The sequence below is a fragment of the Pseudogemmobacter lacusdianii genome, from assembly GCF_030848395.1.
GTDB lineage: Bacteria > Pseudomonadota > Alphaproteobacteria > Rhodobacterales > Rhodobacteraceae > Pseudogemmobacter > Pseudogemmobacter lacusdianii.
On sequence record NZ_JAVDBT010000012.1, the window covers coordinates 73,290 to 90,759 of the forward strand.

Annotated in this window: 18 protein-coding genes; 4 read left to right on the forward strand and 14 right to left on the reverse strand. The window is 61.3% G+C overall.

The annotated features are described in order from the left end of the window. Positions 1-6: 6 nt before the first annotated feature. The 13 genes from Q9295_RS13060 to Q9295_RS13120 all read right to left on the reverse strand — a co-directional run bounded on the left by Q9295_RS13060 (position 7) and on the right by Q9295_RS13120 (position 11,860). Positions 7-927, reverse strand: a complete 921-nt coding sequence (locus Q9295_RS13060) for a carbohydrate kinase family protein (protein WP_306681004.1) — start codon at positions 925-927, stop codon at positions 7-9. After that, a complete protein-coding gene (locus Q9295_RS13065; RefSeq protein WP_306681005.1) occupies positions 924-1,406 on the reverse strand; it encodes an ureidoglycolate lyase in 483 nt (160 codons plus the stop codon). The genes Q9295_RS13060 and Q9295_RS13065 overlap by 4 nt, the downstream gene beginning before the upstream one ends. Next, positions 1,403-2,146 (reverse strand): BtpA/SgcQ family protein, encoded by a 744-nt coding sequence (locus Q9295_RS13070; RefSeq protein WP_306681006.1) that lies wholly within the window; start codon positions 2,144-2,146, stop codon positions 1,403-1,405. Before Q9295_RS13070 ends, Q9295_RS13065 begins: the two co-directional genes overlap by 4 nt. Continuing rightward, positions 2,139-2,960, reverse strand: a complete 822-nt coding sequence (locus tag Q9295_RS13075) for a GntR family transcriptional regulator (RefSeq protein WP_306681007.1) — start codon at positions 2,958-2,960, stop codon at positions 2,139-2,141. The genes Q9295_RS13070 and Q9295_RS13075 overlap by 8 nt, the downstream gene beginning before the upstream one ends. Positions 2,961-2,974: 14 nt before the next feature. After that, on the reverse strand, positions 2,975-3,832 hold the full coding sequence (locus Q9295_RS13080) for an ABC transporter substrate-binding protein (protein ID WP_306681008.1): 858 nt from the start codon (positions 3,830-3,832) through the stop codon (positions 2,975-2,977). 71 nt (positions 3,833-3,903) lie between these two features. Beyond that, a complete protein-coding gene (locus Q9295_RS13085; protein WP_306681009.1) occupies positions 3,904-4,692 on the reverse strand; it encodes an amino acid ABC transporter ATP-binding protein in 789 nt (262 codons plus the stop codon). Beyond that, the gene (locus tag Q9295_RS13090) at positions 4,689-5,585 is read right to left on the reverse strand and encodes an amino acid ABC transporter permease (protein WP_306681010.1); all 897 of its coding nucleotides are present in this window, start codon (positions 5,583-5,585) and stop codon (positions 4,689-4,691) included. Before Q9295_RS13090 ends, Q9295_RS13085 begins: the two co-directional genes overlap by 4 nt. Positions 5,586-5,766: 181 nt before the next feature. Beyond that, positions 5,767-6,237, reverse strand: a complete 471-nt coding sequence (gene mnhG, locus Q9295_RS13095) for a monovalent cation/H(+) antiporter subunit G (RefSeq protein ID WP_306681011.1) — start codon at positions 6,235-6,237, stop codon at positions 5,767-5,769. Further along, positions 6,234-6,512: a K+/H+ antiporter subunit F gene (locus tag Q9295_RS13100; RefSeq protein ID WP_306681012.1), complete on the reverse strand. Its 279-nt coding sequence runs from the start codon at positions 6,510-6,512 to the stop codon at positions 6,234-6,236. The genes mnhG and Q9295_RS13100 overlap by 4 nt, the downstream gene beginning before the upstream one ends. After that, entirely contained in the window at positions 6,509-6,997 is a 489-nt protein-coding gene (locus Q9295_RS13105) for a Na+/H+ antiporter subunit E (protein ID WP_306681013.1), read from the reverse strand. Before Q9295_RS13105 ends, Q9295_RS13100 begins: the two co-directional genes overlap by 4 nt. Then, positions 6,994-8,634 carry a monovalent cation/H+ antiporter subunit D gene (locus tag Q9295_RS13110; RefSeq protein WP_306681014.1) on the reverse strand — a complete coding sequence of 547 codons (1,641 nt, stop codon included), beginning with the start codon at positions 8,632-8,634 and terminating at the stop codon, positions 6,994-6,996. Before Q9295_RS13110 ends, Q9295_RS13105 begins: the two co-directional genes overlap by 4 nt. Before the next feature lie 2 nt (positions 8,635-8,636). After that, the gene (locus tag Q9295_RS13115; RefSeq protein ID WP_306681015.1) at positions 8,637-8,975 is read right to left on the reverse strand and encodes a Na+/H+ antiporter subunit C; all 339 of its coding nucleotides are present in this window, start codon (positions 8,973-8,975) and stop codon (positions 8,637-8,639) included. After that, positions 8,975-11,860, reverse strand: coding sequence for a monovalent cation/H+ antiporter subunit A (locus Q9295_RS13120; protein ID WP_306681016.1), 2,886 nt, complete (start codon positions 11,858-11,860; stop codon positions 8,975-8,977). Before Q9295_RS13120 ends, Q9295_RS13115 begins: the two co-directional genes overlap by 1 nt. Before the next feature lie 378 nt (positions 11,861-12,238). Between Q9295_RS13120 and Q9295_RS13125 the strand changes: the two genes are divergently transcribed. Then, positions 12,239-13,468 (forward strand): putative DNA modification/repair radical SAM protein, encoded by a 1,230-nt coding sequence (locus Q9295_RS13125; RefSeq protein WP_306681017.1) that lies wholly within the window; start codon positions 12,239-12,241, stop codon positions 13,466-13,468. After that, complete coding sequence (locus Q9295_RS13130) at positions 13,465-14,892, forward strand: UdgX family uracil-DNA binding protein (RefSeq protein WP_306681018.1); 1,428 nt, start codon at positions 13,465-13,467, stop codon at positions 14,890-14,892. Before Q9295_RS13125 ends, Q9295_RS13130 begins: the two co-directional genes overlap by 4 nt. A 7-nt stretch (positions 14,893-14,899) precedes the next feature. Here the strand turns inward: Q9295_RS13130 and irrA are convergent, their stop codons facing one another. Continuing rightward, entirely contained in the window at positions 14,900-15,316 is a 417-nt protein-coding gene (irrA, locus tag Q9295_RS13135) for an iron response transcriptional regulator IrrA (RefSeq protein WP_306681019.1), read from the reverse strand. Between the two features lie 190 nt (positions 15,317-15,506). On the opposite strand from irrA, the gene fabA reads away from it, so the two are divergent. Both fabA and fabB read left to right on the forward strand, forming a co-directional pair. Beyond that, positions 15,507-16,016 carry a bifunctional 3-hydroxydecanoyl-ACP dehydratase/trans-2-decenoyl-ACP isomerase gene (gene fabA / locus Q9295_RS13140; RefSeq protein ID WP_306681020.1) on the forward strand — a complete coding sequence of 170 codons (510 nt, stop codon included), beginning with the start codon at positions 15,507-15,509 and terminating at the stop codon, positions 16,014-16,016. 165 nt (positions 16,017-16,181) lie between these two features. Next, complete coding sequence (gene fabB / locus Q9295_RS13145) at positions 16,182-17,411, forward strand: beta-ketoacyl-ACP synthase I (RefSeq protein WP_306681021.1); 1,230 nt, start codon at positions 16,182-16,184, stop codon at positions 17,409-17,411. The last annotated feature ends 59 nt before the right edge of the window (positions 17,412-17,470 follow it).

Below are 17,470 nucleotides of genomic sequence, written 5' to 3' on the forward strand. Positions count from 1 at the left end.
GCCGCCTTAGCGCTTTGCGAGCCAATCCATAACCTCGGCGCGCGTGGCTTTACCGCCGCGCGGCCCATGTATCGTGACCGAACGGGACGCGGCAGCAACTGAAAATTCCAGCGCCTGATCAAAGTCTTGGCCTTGATCCAAGCCAGAAGCCAAAGCTGCGCCAAAGGTGTCCCCTGCCCCGGTGACATCCACCACGCCGACCGTGAGGCCGCGAACGCGCGTCACACGGCCGCGGTCCAACGCCTCGGCACCATCGGCCGCCATCGTGCGGATCAGACGGGTTATGCCCATGCGCTGGCGCCACGGCTCGGCCAAATGCAGATCATCCGCGCCGAAGGTGGCGCGGAAGCCAACCTCGTTAAAGATCACCACCTCGGCGCCGGTCAGATAGGGCAGATCCGCCTCATCCGCGCCGCCCACGTCGAGATCGAAGATCAATTTGCGCCCATGCTGGCGCAAATCGGCCAGAAGCGCGGCTTGCCCAAGGCCCGTCTCAGCCTCGACCAACCGCCGCACGCGGTAAAGCGTTGTATATAAAAGCCCCGGTTGGCGCAGAGCCTCCATCGTGGCGGGCGGCAAGGGCATTGGCTGCTGGCCCATCTCGACGGTCAGGACGACATGCTCCCCACCGACAAGGAAGATAAGGTTGCGCGAGTCCGGAATGCCTGCTTGGCGCAGCATATGGCGGGTCGAGACGCCATTGGCCTGCAAATCGGCGATCAAGCGGTCCGAGAGCGGGCTGTCGTTCAAAAGCGAGATGAACTCGGGCTTACCGCCCAAGGCGGCATGCACCACGGCCGCATTGGCGATGGAGCCACCACATTCCGCCGGCAATTCTTGCACGAAATCCTTATCGGCCACGCCGGGCCAACGCTCGGCCGTGTAATATTCGTCCAGCGCCACATCGCCGATGAAAAAGGCGCTCACAGCTCAACCCTCACCGCGCCGCCTGCAACTTCGACCCAAGGGTCGATGCCAAGACCGGTCTGCGCCATCCAATAATAGGCCGTCGGACCATGCAGTCCCCGGCAGGCGTCATGCCAGATATTACGATACATCACAGCCACTTGGCCCGGTCGCAGGATGAAGCCCCGTACCTCATGCGCCAGCGGCGCCGTGCCTTCACCCGAGGGGGCGACCGCCAGAACGATCGGATTCTCGGCGCAAAAGAGCGCCTCTTCGGTCAAAGGATGGCGCTCCATCTCATGGCAGTCCCACGGGGCCGAAGGGCCAACCGTGCGGCCAAGGCTGCCTGCCCCGTCGATCAGCGAGCCACGGATGAAGCGGTCACTCCACCCATCCCCGCTTGAAGCTTTGACGCCCGGATCTTCCGCCCCGCGCAGGTCGTAAACCCGGCCGAAAGGCGCAAAAGCCATGGCTGTCAGGTCTTCAGCACGCAAGATCATGCCAGCACCGCCCGCGCCCGGCGCACGGCCCCCATGAAGCGCTGCGCATATTCGGCCGACATCAATCCCTTATCGACATGGCCCTCTTTCAACCAAGAGCCAACGATGGCCCCATCGGCCAAAGCCAACTGCGCCTCGGCATTGGCCTCGGTCATGCCCGCCCCGACGATGATCGGGGTTGCATCGCCCAAAGTGGCGCGGAACCGGCGCAGCTTTTCAGGGTCAGTCTCTTGCCCGGTCGCGTCCGAGGTGACCACCACCGCGTCGCAGCGCTTGGCCCCCAAGGCAAGATCCTCGGCCTCGGTCCTGCCTGAGAGCACGGGCTGATATTTGAACCGCACCCCACCCAACAGCAAAGCTGGGACCGAGGCGCGATCTTGCGCCAGATGCGCGGCGAAACCCGGTTCATCTTCAGGCGAAAGATGGCCCGAGATCGAATCGATCTGAATGAAATCAACTGGATATTGCCGGGCAAGCGCAAAGGCCCGGTCGTTGTCGCGCAAAAGATTAACCCCGATCCGCGGCCCCAAATTCAGCGCAACCAACCGCTCCAGCGCGCGCTCGACATCCGTCGCATCGCCAAAGTAATTCTCGACCACAAAGCCATCAACGCCCGCATCCGCCAGAATGCGGGCCTCATGCTCGGCGCGGCTCAGCCGATCTTCGGGCGTGTCACCGCCAAGATGCAGCATGCCAAGGATCGGCTTTGACTCCGCAAAAACGCGGTCAAGTTTAGACATTCTCGTCTCCCTTGCTGAAGGAATGGCGCGGCTCGGCGCCTCCCCAGCGGGTTGCAAATTTCATCTCGATCCGTGGGGAATAAACGATCGAGGTCTGCTCGATTGCCTCTCCCGCCGCGTCCAACACCTCGCCCGAGGCGCAGAGGTATCCGGGCACGCCATCGTCAGTGCCAAAGACCTCAAGCAAGCGTGGGCTTGGCGGCAGGATGGAAAGCTTCACCTCGGCTCGGACAGGCGTGCGGCCATAATCGCGTAGCAAAACCGCGTAGAGCGATTGGCTGGCGAAATCATAGTCCTCAATCCCGGGATGGCGCAGGACCGACAGGCGCGAATGATCAAGGTTCAGCCAATCCACCGCCTCACCCCCCGCCGGGTCTTCAAGGCCGCGCGCCCGCACCAAGATCAGGCAGCCGTCCTCCACCCGATGTTCCAACACACGCGTGACCGGCCGTTTGCCCCGCGACCGCGCCAGATCAGTGAAAGAGCCGAAATTCCACACCGAATGGGTGACCGGTCGATGCGTGACAATCGAGCCCTTCCCGCGCACCTGCCGCACCAACCCCTCGCTGACCAAGAGCGAAAAGGCGTGGCGCACCGTGGTCCGCGCGATCTGGAAATGGTCTCGCATCTCATTTTCGGAAGGCATCATATCGCCCTCACGCCACACGCCCGACAGGATCAGCCCCTGCAGGCCGCGGTAGAGCTGCCGGTAGATCTGTTCGCCGCTATAGGGATCAAGCGTCACCGCCGCCAAGGCCTGCGCGGGCGGGTTGACCGCCCCCGCCGTCTCTGTGGTGTCGCTTGATCCGCTCACACGCGCTCTCCCGCTTAGTTCTTGGCGCCGTCGATGACGAATTCCGTCACAGCGCCCACTTCCAGATGATAGCGGGCGACGATTTCACCATAGGTGCCATCGGCCAGCATACCGTTCAGCGCGGCCAGCGCCGCGTCACGCAAGCCCGTATTCGATTTTTCGAAGGCAATGCCATAGGGGTTCGGATCGCCCATCTCGCCGATCTGATAGAAGGCATCCGGTTCTTGGATCTGCAAATCCGCCAGACCTTCGACACCGATCACCGAGGCCTGCGCGCGGCCCTGTTTGATCTGCATGATATGTTCGGCTTGGGTCGGGATCTGGATCACATTGTAAAGGTTATCGGCCGGGCAATTGGCCTTGCCCACCTCTTCCGCCCAAGTCACCCAGCTGGTGCCGGTGGCGACCGCAATGGTCTTACCGCAAAGATCGGCCTCGGACTTGATCGCGTCTTTATGCTCGGCGGTCGAGTAAAACACGTTGCCGGTGTTGAAATAGTCGATGAAGCTCAGCTGAGCTTGGCGCTCTTTCTTATCCGAGAAAGCCGAGATGATCATCTCGGAGCGGCCAGTCACAACCTGCGGGATCAGCTGCGGAAATTCCACATTGGCAAATTCCACCGCAAGCCCCAGACGCGCGCCGATTTCCCGCGCCAGATCCATATCGAAGCCCAAAAGCTCTTCCGAGCCTGCTTCGGTATATTCCATCGGCGGATAGGCAAGCGAGGTCACAACCAACAGCTTACCCGAGGCTTTGTTCGCCTCGGGCAGCAGGGCTTGTGCGGCAGCATCAACCTCGGCCATTGCCGGCAGGGTCAAAGCGGCGCTGAGCAGAGTGGCAAGGGCTGTGCGGCTTAGGATTTTCTTGTTCATGGCTTAATCCTCTTGTCTGTTGGACGTCGTTTTTGGTTCAGTTTGTTATGGGGTCGCGGATCTTAGGAACGTTAAGCGTCACATTCTGCGGGGCGGGCCAAAACACGGCCCAAAAAGCTGCGCACGCGGGGGTCTTTGGGGTCGGCCAATACCGCCTCGGCGGGGCCAGTCTCGCGGATCTCACCGTCGATCATCACAACCACCCGGTCAGCGACCTCGCGGGCGAAACCGATCTCATGGGTGACGACGATCATCGTGGTGCCCGAGGCGGCAAGGCGACGCATCACCTCAAGCACCTCGCCGACCAGTTCGGGATCCAGCGCCGAGGTCGGCTCATCGAACAGCATCACTCGCGGCTCCATCGCCAGCGCCCGCGCGATGGCAACGCGCTGCTTTTGCCCGCCAGAAAGCTCGGCCGGCCAAGCTTCGGCCTTCTCGGCCAGACCGACGAGGTCCAAAAGCGCCATGGCCCGCTCCGTGGCCTCGGCCCGTGACAAGCCGCGCACCACCATCGGGCCTTCGATCACATTGCCCAACACGCTGCGATGCGCGAAGAGATTGAAGTGCTGGAACACCATGCCCAACTGGCTTTGCTGGGCGCGCAGCCGCTTTACCGTTAGCTCGTGCAGCACATCCTTGCGCAGCTCATAGCCGATGATCTGGCCATCGACCCAAACATAGCCGCCGTTCGGCACCTCAAGATGGTTGATGCAGCGCAGAAGCGTGGATTTGCCCGAGCCGGAGGGACCAAGGATGCACAGCACCTCGCCTTGGGTGACCTCAAGATCGATGCCTTTCAATACCTCATTCGGGCCGAAAGATTTCCGCAAACCGACGGTTTTGACGATGGGCGCGCTCATGCCCTGCCCCCTTGGCTGCGGCCAAAGTGGCGCTCAAGATAAAATTGCCCAACTGAAAGCACCGAGGTGCCCATGAGATACCAAAGCGCACAGACGAAGAGCATCTCGATCACCGCGCCATTGATGAAATAGATCCGCTGCGCAGCGTTCAGCATCTCGGTCATCGCGATCGTGGCGGCGAGTGAGGAGAACTTCAGCATACCCACCGCCGAATTGCCCAAAACCGGCAGGATCAGCCGCATGGTCTGTGGCAAGATGATACGGCGCATGGTCTGGCCCGGCGTCATACCAAGCGTATGCGCGGCCTCGACCTGCCCCTTGTCGACGGACAGGATGCCACCGCGCACCACCTCGGTCAGGTAAGAGCCCTCGTTGACACCAAGCCCTAAGACGGCGGCGACAAAGGGCGTCATCACCACCACCATTTTCACATCAACCACGCCGGGGATGTAGAGATTGGGGAAAATCAGCGCGATATTGAACCAGATCAGCAGCTGCAATAGCACCGGCGTGCCGCGGAAGACCCAGACGTAGAACCATGCGACGTAACGCAAAACCGGGTTGGCCGAGAGCCGCATCATGCCAAAGCCAAAGCCCAAGACCACACCCAAAGCGAGCGCGGCAATGGTGATCAGCATGGTCCAACCAAAGCCCTTGATGATCACCGGCGCGGTCAGAAACTCTCCCACGATCTCCCAACGGATATTGCCCAAGGCAAAGGCGCGCACGAGCACTGCCAAAAGGAGAACCACCACGGCGGCTGCCAGCCAACGGCCGGGATGCGGCAGTTTGCGCATGGCAAGGTTGGGACCGGGCAGCTCGCTCAGCGGCAGGAGCTGGACAGAGCTGCCAGCGCCGTCAGGCTTTGGCCTCAGGGGGGCAGGCTTCGTCATTGCGACTCAACTTGTAGCGTTGTTCCTACAACGTTGTAACGGCCGCACTTACGCCACGTCAACACTTCTCCATTGGCGCAAAATTCTAGGGCGCATGACCAGCCAAAGCCTACGGCCTTGCCAAAGCAAAAGCAGGCCGTGAGGGCCTGAGCCCCGCGCGCGGTTTGCCTGTTAGAGGCGGTTAGGGCTTTGCATCGGCCTCGGGCGGCGGCACTTGCGCAGCAGCTGCGGCTTCGGCCTCATCCTCGGCGCGCTCCAGCGCTTCATCTTCGACCGAAAGCTCATCAGCGGCATTGCCGATGTCATGCGATCCCCCCTCCAAAGCGCTGAGCCGCGCTTCGGCACGTTGGCGGTGCAAGGTCGCGCGGCCGAGCAGCATCATCGTCACCGGCGTCGTCACCATGATGAAGACGCCGATCACCAGCTCATGCAAGAAGATGCGATCCTCGATCCAAGACCAGCTGATCAGCGAGGCGATCAGGATCGAAGCCGCCCCCCAGCTGGTGCCCAAAGTCGGCGCATGGATGCGGTCAAAAAAGCTGCGCAGCTGCACGAGGCCAATGGTGCCAATCAGCGTCAAGCTGCTGCCCAGTACCACAAGAAGCGCAACGATCCCCATCAGCCACGGCGGCAATCCGTCCAGCGCGGTCATTCGATCACCTCACCGCGCAGAAGGAATTTGGCCAAAGTCACCGTGCTGACAAAGCCACCGATGGCGATGACCAAAGACGCCTCGAACAGGAACGGCGTGCCAAGCCGCATGCCGGTGACGATAAAAAGCAGCAAGGTGCACATATAAAGTGCGTCGAGACCCAAGACCCGGTCTTGTGCGCGCGGTCCGATGACGATCCGCACACAAGCGAGACAAGCCGCCAAGGCCAAAGCGAATTGCGCGAAGTTCAGCGCCAGCCAAAGCACCAAGGTCATGCGAAAGCCTCCAACAGCAGAGCCTCATACCGGTCACGGATCAACGCGCGCCATTCATCTTCATCGACCACATCAAAGACATGCAGTAAAAGCACGCCGGTTTCGCGGTCGTAATCCAGCCAAGCTGTGCCCGGCGTGGCGGTGATCACCATAGCCAAAAGCGCCAGCGGCACCGGATCCTTCAGCCGAAGCGGAATATCCACGATGGCCGAGACACGCTTGCCGTGGCGGCCCGACGTTACGATCAGCGCCGCTACGGCCCAGTTCGACCGAATGATATCGATCGAGACAATGCGCATCAGCTTTAAGATCGCCCGCCATGAGCGGATATGCGGGGTCTGCGGCTCAATCAGCGCCAAGGCTCGGCCCGCCAAAGTGGCGATGGCAAAGCCGAGCAGCAGATGGCCAAGGCTGAAGCTGGTCAGCAAGAGCCACATCAAGGTTAATGCGGCGGTCAACAGCGGGTGGGGCAGGATGCGGCTCATGGGATGACGACCTCCGCTTCCTCATCGGCCGCGCGCGGTGCCCCCAGCACGCCCTCGGCATAGATCGAGGGTTGCAAGACGGCATCAGCGGTGTCGAGCATATAGCGCAAAGTGACATCGGCTTTGACGGTCATCAGGATCAAAAGCCCCACCACCACCATCACAGGCGCGATTTCCAGCGCCAAGACGCGCGGCGGGTCGCCCTCACTGGCCCAGAAGGTCTGAATGCCGACCCGGACAAGGCCGATCAGCGTGGCAAAGCCGGAAACGATCAGCAAAGTGACGAAGATCCATGCCAAACGCGGCACCTCTTCGCCCTGCATCAAGAGCCCTTGCAGAATGCCCAGCTTGCCAATGAACCCTGCCAAAGGCGGCAGGCCCGCAAGCACCAGCACGCAGGCAAAGAAGGCCAAGCCAAGCACGGTCAAAGTGCCGGGGATCGCCAGCCCCACCTCGGGTTGGCGGTCCTCTTCACGCTCATCGAGACCGTAAGCATCGGCCGTCAGCGCCAGCAAAGCGGCAATGCCACCATCCTCACGGCCCATCGGCTCAATCAGCAAGAAGAGCGCGCTGATCGCCAGCGTTGAGGCCAGCATATAGTAAAGCGACGCTGCAAGGATCTGCGGATCCTGCCCCGAGAGCACAAAACCGGCCGAGGCCAGCACCGTGCCCGAGGAGACCAGCACCAAATGCGCAGCCATGCGCCCCACGCCTTGCGAAGCCAAGACGCCGATAAAGCCGAAGGTGACCGTGGCCATACCGCCCAGCATCACCATCTCGCCGCCAAATCCTGCCGAAGCCCCCGCACCGGGACCAAAAAGCAGGAAAGAAAGCCGCACGATCACATAGACGCCAACCTTGGTCATGATCGCGAAGATCGCCGCCACCGGTGCGGCACCCGCCATATAAGCGGTGGGCAGCCAGAAGGACAAAGGCCAGATCCCAGCCTTGATGAGGAAGGCCAGCCCCATGATCGTGGCGCCGGCATGGAACAAGGGGCGCCGCGCCTCGGGCAGCATCGGCACAAGGTTCGACAATTGCGCCATATTCAGCGTGCCTGTGGCGCCGTAAACCAGAGAGACCCCGATCAGGAACAGCAGCGATCCCGTGAGGTTGATCGCAATGTAATGCAGACCGCCGCGCACCCTCAGCTGGCCACCGCCATGCAGCAAGAGCCCGTAAGAGGCCGCCAGCAGCACCTCGAAGAAGACGAAAAGGTTGAAAAGATCGCCCGTTAGGAAGGCACCATTGAGCCCCATAAGCAAGAACTGGAACATGCTGTGGAAGTGCTGGCCCTGCCGCGCCCAAGCCGCCGAAGCATAGGTCAGCGCGGGCAAAGCCAAAAGCCCGGTCAGCACCAACATCATCGCCGACAACCGGTCGATGACCAGAATGATGCCATAAGGCGCGGCCCAATCCCCTAAGAGATAAAAGCCGATATCGTTGTTGCCGGTCAGCTCACTGCCCTTTGAGCGGATCAACAACTCAACCGCCGCCCAAAGCGAGGCGAGAACCGAGATCATGCTGATCGTGAGCTTCGCGCGACGCTGACGCTCATCATAGATCAGCATCAAAGCGCCCGCGAAGAACGGGATCAGGATCGGAAGAATGATCAGGTGATCGGGACCGGGGAGCATAGTTACGGCTCCTTGCCGTCAACGTGGTCGGTGCCGGTCAACCCGCGTGAGGCGATCAGCACCACAAGAAACAGCGCCGTCGTGGCGAAGCTGATGACGATGGCCGTCAGCACCAAAGCTTGCGGCAAGGGATCGGCATAGGAGGCCGGATTGACGAAACCGCCGCGCGGCATGATCGCCGGCGCACCAAAGGTCAGCCGCCCCATCGAGAAGATGAAAAGGTTGACAGCATAGCTGAGCAGGCAAAGCCCGACGATGACCTGAAAGGTGCGCGGGCGCAGCAAGAGCCAAATCCCCGAGGCGGCCAGAATGCCAATGGCTCCGGACAGGACCAGTTCCATTATGCGGCCTCCTTCTCAGCGGCGGCGGTGTCACGCTCGCGCATCCGCGCGATCCGCAGCGATTGGTGGGCCAAGGCGATCAACATCAACACGGTCGCGCCCAGCACCAGCGAGAAGACCCCGGCGTCAAAGAGCATCGCCGTCGCCGCCGGCACTTTGCCGATCAGCGGGATGTTCACATATTGCGCATGCGCGGTCAGGAACGGATAGCCAAAGAGGAAGGCCCCCACCCCCGTCGCCCCGGCCATCAAAAGCCCAAGGCCCATCCACCGGGTCGGCAGCACGGTCAGCCGCGCCTCGATCCAGCGCACATCATGCGCCAGATATTGCAGCAAGAACGCGATCGAGATGGTGACGCCCGCTGCAAAGCCGCCCCCCGGCAAGTCATGGCCGCGGAAGAAGAGATAGGCCGCCAGCACGATCATCACCGGGAACATCCAGCGCATGATCACCGAAGGCACCAACAGCACATCGGCCAGATTGCCCTCCTCCAGATCAACCTGGCTTTGGGTCAAGGCAATGCTCTCCGGCGCGGGCCGGAAGCGGCGCAAAAGCGAGAAGACGGTGATGCCGACGATGGCCAGAACCGTGATCTCACCAAAGGTGTCGAAGGCGCGGAAGTCGACCAAGATCACATTGACGACGTTGGTGCCGCCGCCCTCGCTATAGGCATTGCGCAAGAACCAATTGCCGACATTGGGGATCAATGGCCAAGTCATCATCACATAAGCGATGCTGGCCAGCCCGCCGCCCGCCACAACCGCGATGATCAGATCGCGAATGCGGCGCAGCTTGGCCGGGCGCAGCTTGTCGACCTCAATCTCTTCGCGGCGCTTGGGCAGCCAACGCAAGCCCAAGAGCAGAAGAACCGTGGTCACGATCTCAACGAGAAGCTGGGTCACCGCCAGATCCGGCGCCGAGATCCACGCGAAGGTCAGACAGGTGACAGCCCCTGCCCCACCCAAAAGCACCACGGCGGCAAAGCGGTGGTATTTCGCCATCCATGCAGCCCCGATGGCGCAGACCGCCCCCACCAGCCACATCAGGGCAAAGCCGGGGTTCAAATCCGTAGCCAGCGGCGCCGGCGCCTGACGCAACACGCCCCAAAGCGGCGCCGCGGCGGCGGCAATCGCCAAAAGCACAATCAGTCGCAGCTGCGGCTGCAACTGCTCGGTCCCGGTCAGGCGGTGGATCTGGCGCGGCAGCACCCAAGTGAACATCAGCAAGAACCGCTCAAAAATCCGTTGCGCGCGCAGCTGTTGCAGCATCGGCGGCCATTCCGGCGCTTTCGAGATCCGCGCGCCCAGCGCCAGATAAACCAAGGCCCCGGCCACCAAAGCCACAAGGCTCATCACCAATGGCAGGTTAAAGCCATGCCAGACGGAGATATCGGTGTAAGGCGTATCCGGGCCGCTGACCGATTGCGCCGCAAGGTTCAAAGTTGGCCCCAGCGTGAGGCCGGGCAGGATCCCCACCACCATGCAAGTCAGCACCAACAACTCGACCGGACGGCGCATCAAAGACGGCGGCTCATGCGGGGTTTTGGGCAGTTGCGTCGGCTCGGGCCCGAAGAAGACGGTGGCGATGAAGCGGATCGAATAGGCGACGGCGAAGATCGCCGCCAAAGTGGCAAACCACGGCAACGAATTGTCGAGCCAAGTGCCATTGTGCCAATCCGCCGCCTCGGCAAAGAACATCTCTTTCGAGATAAAGCCGTTCAGCAAAGGCACGCCCGCCATTGCGCCCGAGGCGATGATCGCCAAAGCGCCGGTGACCGGCATATAGCGCATCAAGCCACTCAGCTTGCGCATATCGCGGGTGCCAGCCTCATGATCGATGATGCCGGCGGCCATGAAAAGGCTGGCCTTAAAGACGGCGTGGTTCACGATATGGAAGATCGCAGCCAAAATGGCCCCGGTGCTGCCAATCCCCGCCAATGCGGTGATCAACCCCAGATGGCTGATGGTCGAATAGGCCAACAAGCCTTTAAGATCATGACGGAAAAGCGCAATGATCGAGGCCACGACCAGCGTCAGCATGCCGGTGCCGGTGACCAGATAGAACCACAGATCGGTCTGTCCCAAGACCGGTGAGAAGCGCACCAGCAGGAACACCCCCGCCTTCACCATCGTTGCCGAATGCAGAAAAGCCGAGACCGGCGTCGGCGCGGCCATCGCACCGGGCAGCCAGAAATGGAACGGCATCTGCGCCGATTTGGTAAAGCAACCCAGAAGGAAAAGGATCAAAACCACCGGATAAAGCGGCGAGGCGCGCACGACATCTCCGGCCGCCAGCACCCGATCAAGATCATAGCTGCCAACGATCTGGCCAAGGATCAACATCGACAGAAGCAGCGCCAGCCCGCCCATACCGGTGACGATCAGCGCCATCCGCGCCCCATCGCGCGCCGCCTGCCCCTGATGCCAATAGCCGATCAGCAGGAAAGAGAGGATCGAGGTCATCTCCCAAAAGACAGCCAACATCAGGATGTTCCCCGACATCAACATGCCCAGCATCGCGCCGGTGAAAGCCATCAAGAACGCGTAGAAGCGTGGAACCGGGTCAGATTTCGACAGATAATAGCGCGCATAAAGCAGCACCAGAATGCCGATCCCCAGGACAAGCGCGACGAAAAGCCAGACGAAGCCATCCATGCGAAAGGTCAGGTTCAGCCCCAGCGACGGCACCCAACGGACCGAGCTGCGCAGAACCTCGCCCTGGCTGATCGGCTCATGCAGAACCCCGAGGATCATCAGGCCCGTTGCGAGAAGCAGGCCCGAGACCCATGCCGCCGCAGAATGCGCCGTCGTTGAAACCGTGCTCGCGGCGACAGCCGCTGCGAAGGGTAGCCCGACAAGGATCAGCAGCAGGTTCTCTTCGATCATACCCCCGGAAGTTCCCTTTCATCGCAGCAAAACGCTGACCTTAACTCGTACCTTCTCCTGAACCACAAAGCGGCTGATGTTAGCGAGCAGCTTCACGCTGCAAATGCGTTTGATCGAGGAAAGGACCTTATCTCCGATTAAGTTGCCCCGAAGGGTGTTTCAAGCAGATTGCTAAGGGTTTCGGCCCCGTTTGCGCAGAAGTTGCCTCACTTTATTGACACATGCGGTAACACTTCACGGCGACGGGCTTTGCCGCAGCGCCAAGCACTTACCGACTGCCGTGGCCCCGCAGCACCCGCGCGAACAATGCGATCACATTTTCTTGGGCAAGCTTGAGTAAAAATTGCCAAACAAAGCATGAACATTTACTAGAAAACTATGGCAAAGACCCTTCAAGATAAGCTGGCGATCCTGTCGGATGCAGCCAAATATGACGCCTCTTGCGCCTCATCAGGGGGCGAGAAGCGGGATTCGCGCAAAGACGGCTTGGGATCTTCCGGGGGCGCAGGGATCTGCCACGCCTATACGCCAGATGGGCGCTGCATCAGCCTGTTGAAGATCCTGATGACCAATTTCTGCATCTTCGACTGCGCCTATTGCATCAATCGCGTGTCCTCCAACGTGGAACGCGCGCGGTTCTCGGTCGAGGAAGTGGTCTCGCTGACGCTTGAATTTTACCGGCGCAATTATATCGAGGGGCTCTTTCTCTCCTCTGGCATCATCAAATCGCCTGACCAGACGATGGCCGATATGGTGCGGATCGCCAAAACCCTGCGGGTGGATCATGGGTTTAAGGGCTATATCCATCTTAAAACCATCCCCGACGCCGCGCCCGAGCTGATCCGAGAAGCGGGGCTTTATGCCGACCGCCTCTCGATCAACATCGAGCTACCGCAGGATGATTCTGTGCGGAAATTCGCGCCCGAAAAGCGGCCCGAGACCATTCGCGGCGCGATGGCTCAGGTGCGGGTGGAGCAAGAGGCGACCAAAGAGCGCAGTCATACGGGCAAGCGTCCGCCAAAATTTGCCCCCGCCGGGCAAAGCACCCAGATGATCATCGGGGCCGATGGCACCAATGATGCGACGATCCTGCAAAGCTCGACCCGGCTTTATACGGGCTACAAGCTGCGGCGGGTCTATTACTCGGCCTTCTCACCGATCCCCGATGCCTCGGCCGCTTTGCCGCTGATCCAGCCGCCGCTTCTGCGCGAGCATCGGCTTTATCAAGCCGACTGGCTCCTGCGGTTTTATGGCTTTGATGCGAATGAGATCACCACCGGAATGCAGGGCGGCAATCTCGATCTTGAAATAGACCCCAAGCTTGCATGGGCCCTGCAGCATCGTGGGCTTTTTCCTCTGGATGTGAACCGCGCCAGCCGCGATCTTTTGTTGCGGGTGCCGGGCTTCGGGGTGAAATCGGTCGATCGGATCATCGCTGCCCGGCGCAACCGCGCCTTGCGTTATGAAGATCTGACCCGGCTGGGTGCCTCGATGAAAAAGGCGCGGCCCTTCATCACCGCGCCCGGCTGGACGCCCGGCGGGCTGACCGACAGCGCCAATCTGCGCGCGCAGTTCGCGCCGCCGCCCGAGCAGCTGCTGCTGATATGAGCTACGGCGTCGATCTGGGCGATCCCGGTCGCTTTGACGACTGGCGCGCGGCGGCGCGGCTGGCGATCAGCCACCGCATCCCGCCCGATCAGATCGACTGGTCTGGCGACACCGGGCTTTTCGCCGCCACCCCCCTCCCCCGCGAGCTTGGCCCTCATGCGGTGAATGTCTCGCAAGTGTTTCTGAAGCTCGCCCGCTCGGTCAGCTACAACGCCGCACCCGAGCGTTTTGCGCTGCTTTACCAGGCGCTTTGGCAGCTCGATCGCGGCACGGGCGCGCCTTTGTCAAAGGCCGATCCTTTGGGGCAAAGATTGCAATTGATGGCCAAGGCGGTCTCGCGCGACATCCATAAGATGCATGCCTTCGTGCGATTTCGCGAGATGCCGAGTGACGGCCCGCGCCGTCGCTTTGCCGCTTGGTTTGAGCCGGACCATCATATCGTTGAGCCGGGCAGCACCTTCTTTGCCAAGCGTTTCGCCGATATGGATTGGCTGATCGCCACCCCGCGCCAGACCGCGCGGTTTGAGAATAGGGTGCTCAGCTTTCATCCCGGAGGCGCACGGCCCGATCTACCGGATGATGCCTCAGAAGGCCTTTGGGCCACCTATTTTGCCAATATTTTCAACCCGGCCCGCGTGAAGCTAGATGCGATGCGCTCGGAGATGCCGAAGAAATATTGGAAAAACCTGCCCGAGACGCGCCTCATCCCCGAGATGCTGCAAGATGCCGAAGCGCGCGTGCAAAGGATGCGTGAGGCGGCGGCGTCAACGCCCAAGCCCGGTGCGGCGGCGATCTCCACCCGTTACCGCGCCACGATGCCCGTCGCCCCTGCTTTGCCCGAAAGCCTTGAAGAGGCGCAGCAGGCCGCCCTGCAATGCCGCCGCTGCGGGCTTTGTGAAGCGGCGACCCAAACCGTTTGGGGCAGCGGCGCTGCGGATGCGCGGCTGATGCTGGTGGGCGAACAGCCGGGGGACCGTGAGGATCTAGAAGGCAGGCCCTTCGTCGGCCCAGCCGGGCAATTGTTGCGGCAAGTGATGATGGAAACGGGTCTTCCCGAGGACAAACTCTGGCTGACCAATGCGGTAAAGCATTTCAAATTCACCCCGCGCGGCAAGCAACGCCTGCACCAAAACCCTAATTCGGCCGAGATTGACCATTGCCGCTGGTGGCTGGGACTTGAGCTTGCCTTCATACAGCCGCAGCTGGTGGTAGCACTTGGCGCCTCGGCCGCTTATGCGCTGACCGGCAATGACCAGCCGCTGACCGCGCGGCGCGGCACGATCGAAACCGGGCTTCACGGCGGGCAGGTGCTGATCAGTTGGCACCCTTCGGGTATTTTGCGCCGCCAAGATGCGGCCGCCCAAAAACAAGCGCGGGCCGAGCTTACGGCGGATCTACAACAGGCTTGGGCTTGCGTGGCCTAAACGCCGCTCACTTGCGGCGCAGGCGGATCACCACATCGACCTTCGCAATCTCGGTGCCATCAGGCGCCATCGGCAGGCCGGTGATCTTCAGCTCATCCTTGGGCGCGTCGGTCAAGGTGGCGCTGTCTTCCCAGAAGAAATGCGGATGATCGTCCATTCGCGTATCAAAGTAGCTTTTCGAGCCATCGACCACGACTTCGGACATCAGCCCCGCCTCACAAAAGGCGCGCAGCGTATTGTAGACCGTCGCAAGGCTCACCTTCTCGCCCGCATCGCTGGCGGCGGCAAAGAGGCCCTCGGCCGTGACATGGCGGTCTTCGCCGTCTCCGACAAGCAGCCCAGCCAAGGCCAGACGCTGCCGCGTCGGGCGCAATCCGCCCTGCGCCAGCCAGTCCGCACTGCGCTTTTCTGCCGTCAAACCCATGCTCAGAATCCGTTTTCTTCTTCTGACCATATAAAATCCGGGGGCGGACGAATCAATGCGTTTCGTAAAATCCCCAGATTGGGTCGGATTTCCCACCGTCTTCGGCGCAACTCTGCGCCCTGCCCTTGCCTAGACTTCCGCTGCAATGTTACATCTTTGACAACAATCTTTACCAAGGGATGCCGGGCTTATGGGTCTGTTTCCGACCAGCTTTGACAAAGAAGATCTGCTGAAATGCTCGCGCGGTGAGCTTTTCGGGCCGGGCAATGCCCAGCTTCCGGCACCGCCGATGCTGATGATGGACCGGATCACCGATATCTCGGAAGATCGCGGCGAGCATGGCAAAGGCCATGTGGTGGCCGAGTTCGACATCACCCCGGATCTGTGGTTCTTCGACTGCCACTTCCCCGGCAACCCGATCATGCCGGGCTGCTTGGGCCTTGATGGCCTGTGGCAGCTCACCGGCTTCAACCTTGGCTGGCGTGGCTGGCAAGGGCGCGGCTATGCGCTTGGTGTGGGCGAGGTCAAACTGACCGGTATGGTCCGCCCCGACCGTAAGAAGCTGACCTATTACGTCGATTTCACCAAAGCGATCCAAACCCGCCGCCTGACGATGGGCGTGGCCGATGGCCGGGTCGAGGCCGATGGTGAGACGATCTATCTCGTCAAAGACATGAAAGTGGCGCTGAGCGAAAGCTAAGCCGCCCATCGCTGTGACAAGGGCCCCTCAGCGGGCCCTTTTCTTTTGCACTTAAAAGGTGGGCTTCCGGCGGATCGCCTACGCAATGCGGGGCAACCCGCCCTACCCGCTTGCTCCACTCTCGCCCGTGCCCTAAACAGGCTTCAGCTAATAAGGGAGGCCCCCATGCGCCGCGTCGTCATCACCGGGATCGGCATCGTCTCATCCATCGGCAACGATGTAACCGAGGTGGAAGCCTCACTGCGGGCTGGTAAATCCGGCATCGTCTTTGCGCCGGATTATGCCGAGCACGGCTTCCGCAGCCAAGTCCACGGCACCGTCAAACTGGCGATCGAGGATCACATCGACAAGCGCGACCTGCGCTTCATGGGCGATGGTGCGGCCTATACTTTCATCGCCATGCGTCAGGCGATCGCGGATTCCGGCCTGACGGATGCCGAGGTCTCGAACGAGCGCACCGGCATCATCGTGGGTTCCGGCGGGCCTTCGACGAAATCGTTCTTCAAAGCCCATAATATCGTGCGCGAAAGCGGCAGCCCGAAGCGGATCGGGCCGTTTGGCGTGACCAAGGGCATGTCCTCGACGGTCTCCGCCTGCTTGGCGACGCCTTTCAAGATCAAGGGCGTGAACTATTCGATCACCTCGGCCTGCTCGACCTCGGCGCATTGCATCGGCAATGGCGCGGAATTGATCCAAATGGGCAAGCAAGACGTGGTCTTTGCCGGCGGCGGCGAAGAGTTGGACTGGACGCTCTCCTGCCTCTTCGACGCGATGGGCGCGATGTCGTCCAAATACAACGACGCACCGGAAACCGCGAGCCGCACCTATGACGCGACCCGCGACGGTTTCGTCATCGCAGGCGGCGGCGGTGTGGTGGTCTTGGAAGAGCTGAACCACGCTTTGGCGCGCGGCGCGAAGATCTACGGCGAAGTCACCGGCTACGGTGCCACCTCGGACGGCCATGACATGGTCGCCCCCTCGGGTGAGGGTGGTGAGCGTTCGATGCGGCTTGCCGTCTCGACCCTGCCGGAAGGTCGCAAGATCGACTATATCAACAGCCACGGCACCTCGACCTCTGTGGGCGATGTCACGGAAGTGGAAGCGATCCGCCGGGTCTTTGGCAAAGGCACCACGCCGCCGATCGCCTCGACCAAATCGCTGACCGGCCACAGCTTGGGCGCGACCGGCGTGCATGAGGCGATCTATTCGCTGATCATGATGAACAAGGGCTTCATTGCGGCCTCGGCCAACGTGACCACCTTGGACCCGGCCCTCGACCCGGCTGAGATCGTCACCAGCCTGCGCGACAATGTTGAGCTTGATAGCGTGCTTTCGAACTCTTTCGGCTTTGGCGGCACCAATGCCACCTTGGTTATGTCGAAATACCGCGCCTAACCGGGCTTTGTCTTGAAAAGTTTGGGCCTGAAACGATCAGGCCCAATCATTGAACGTGT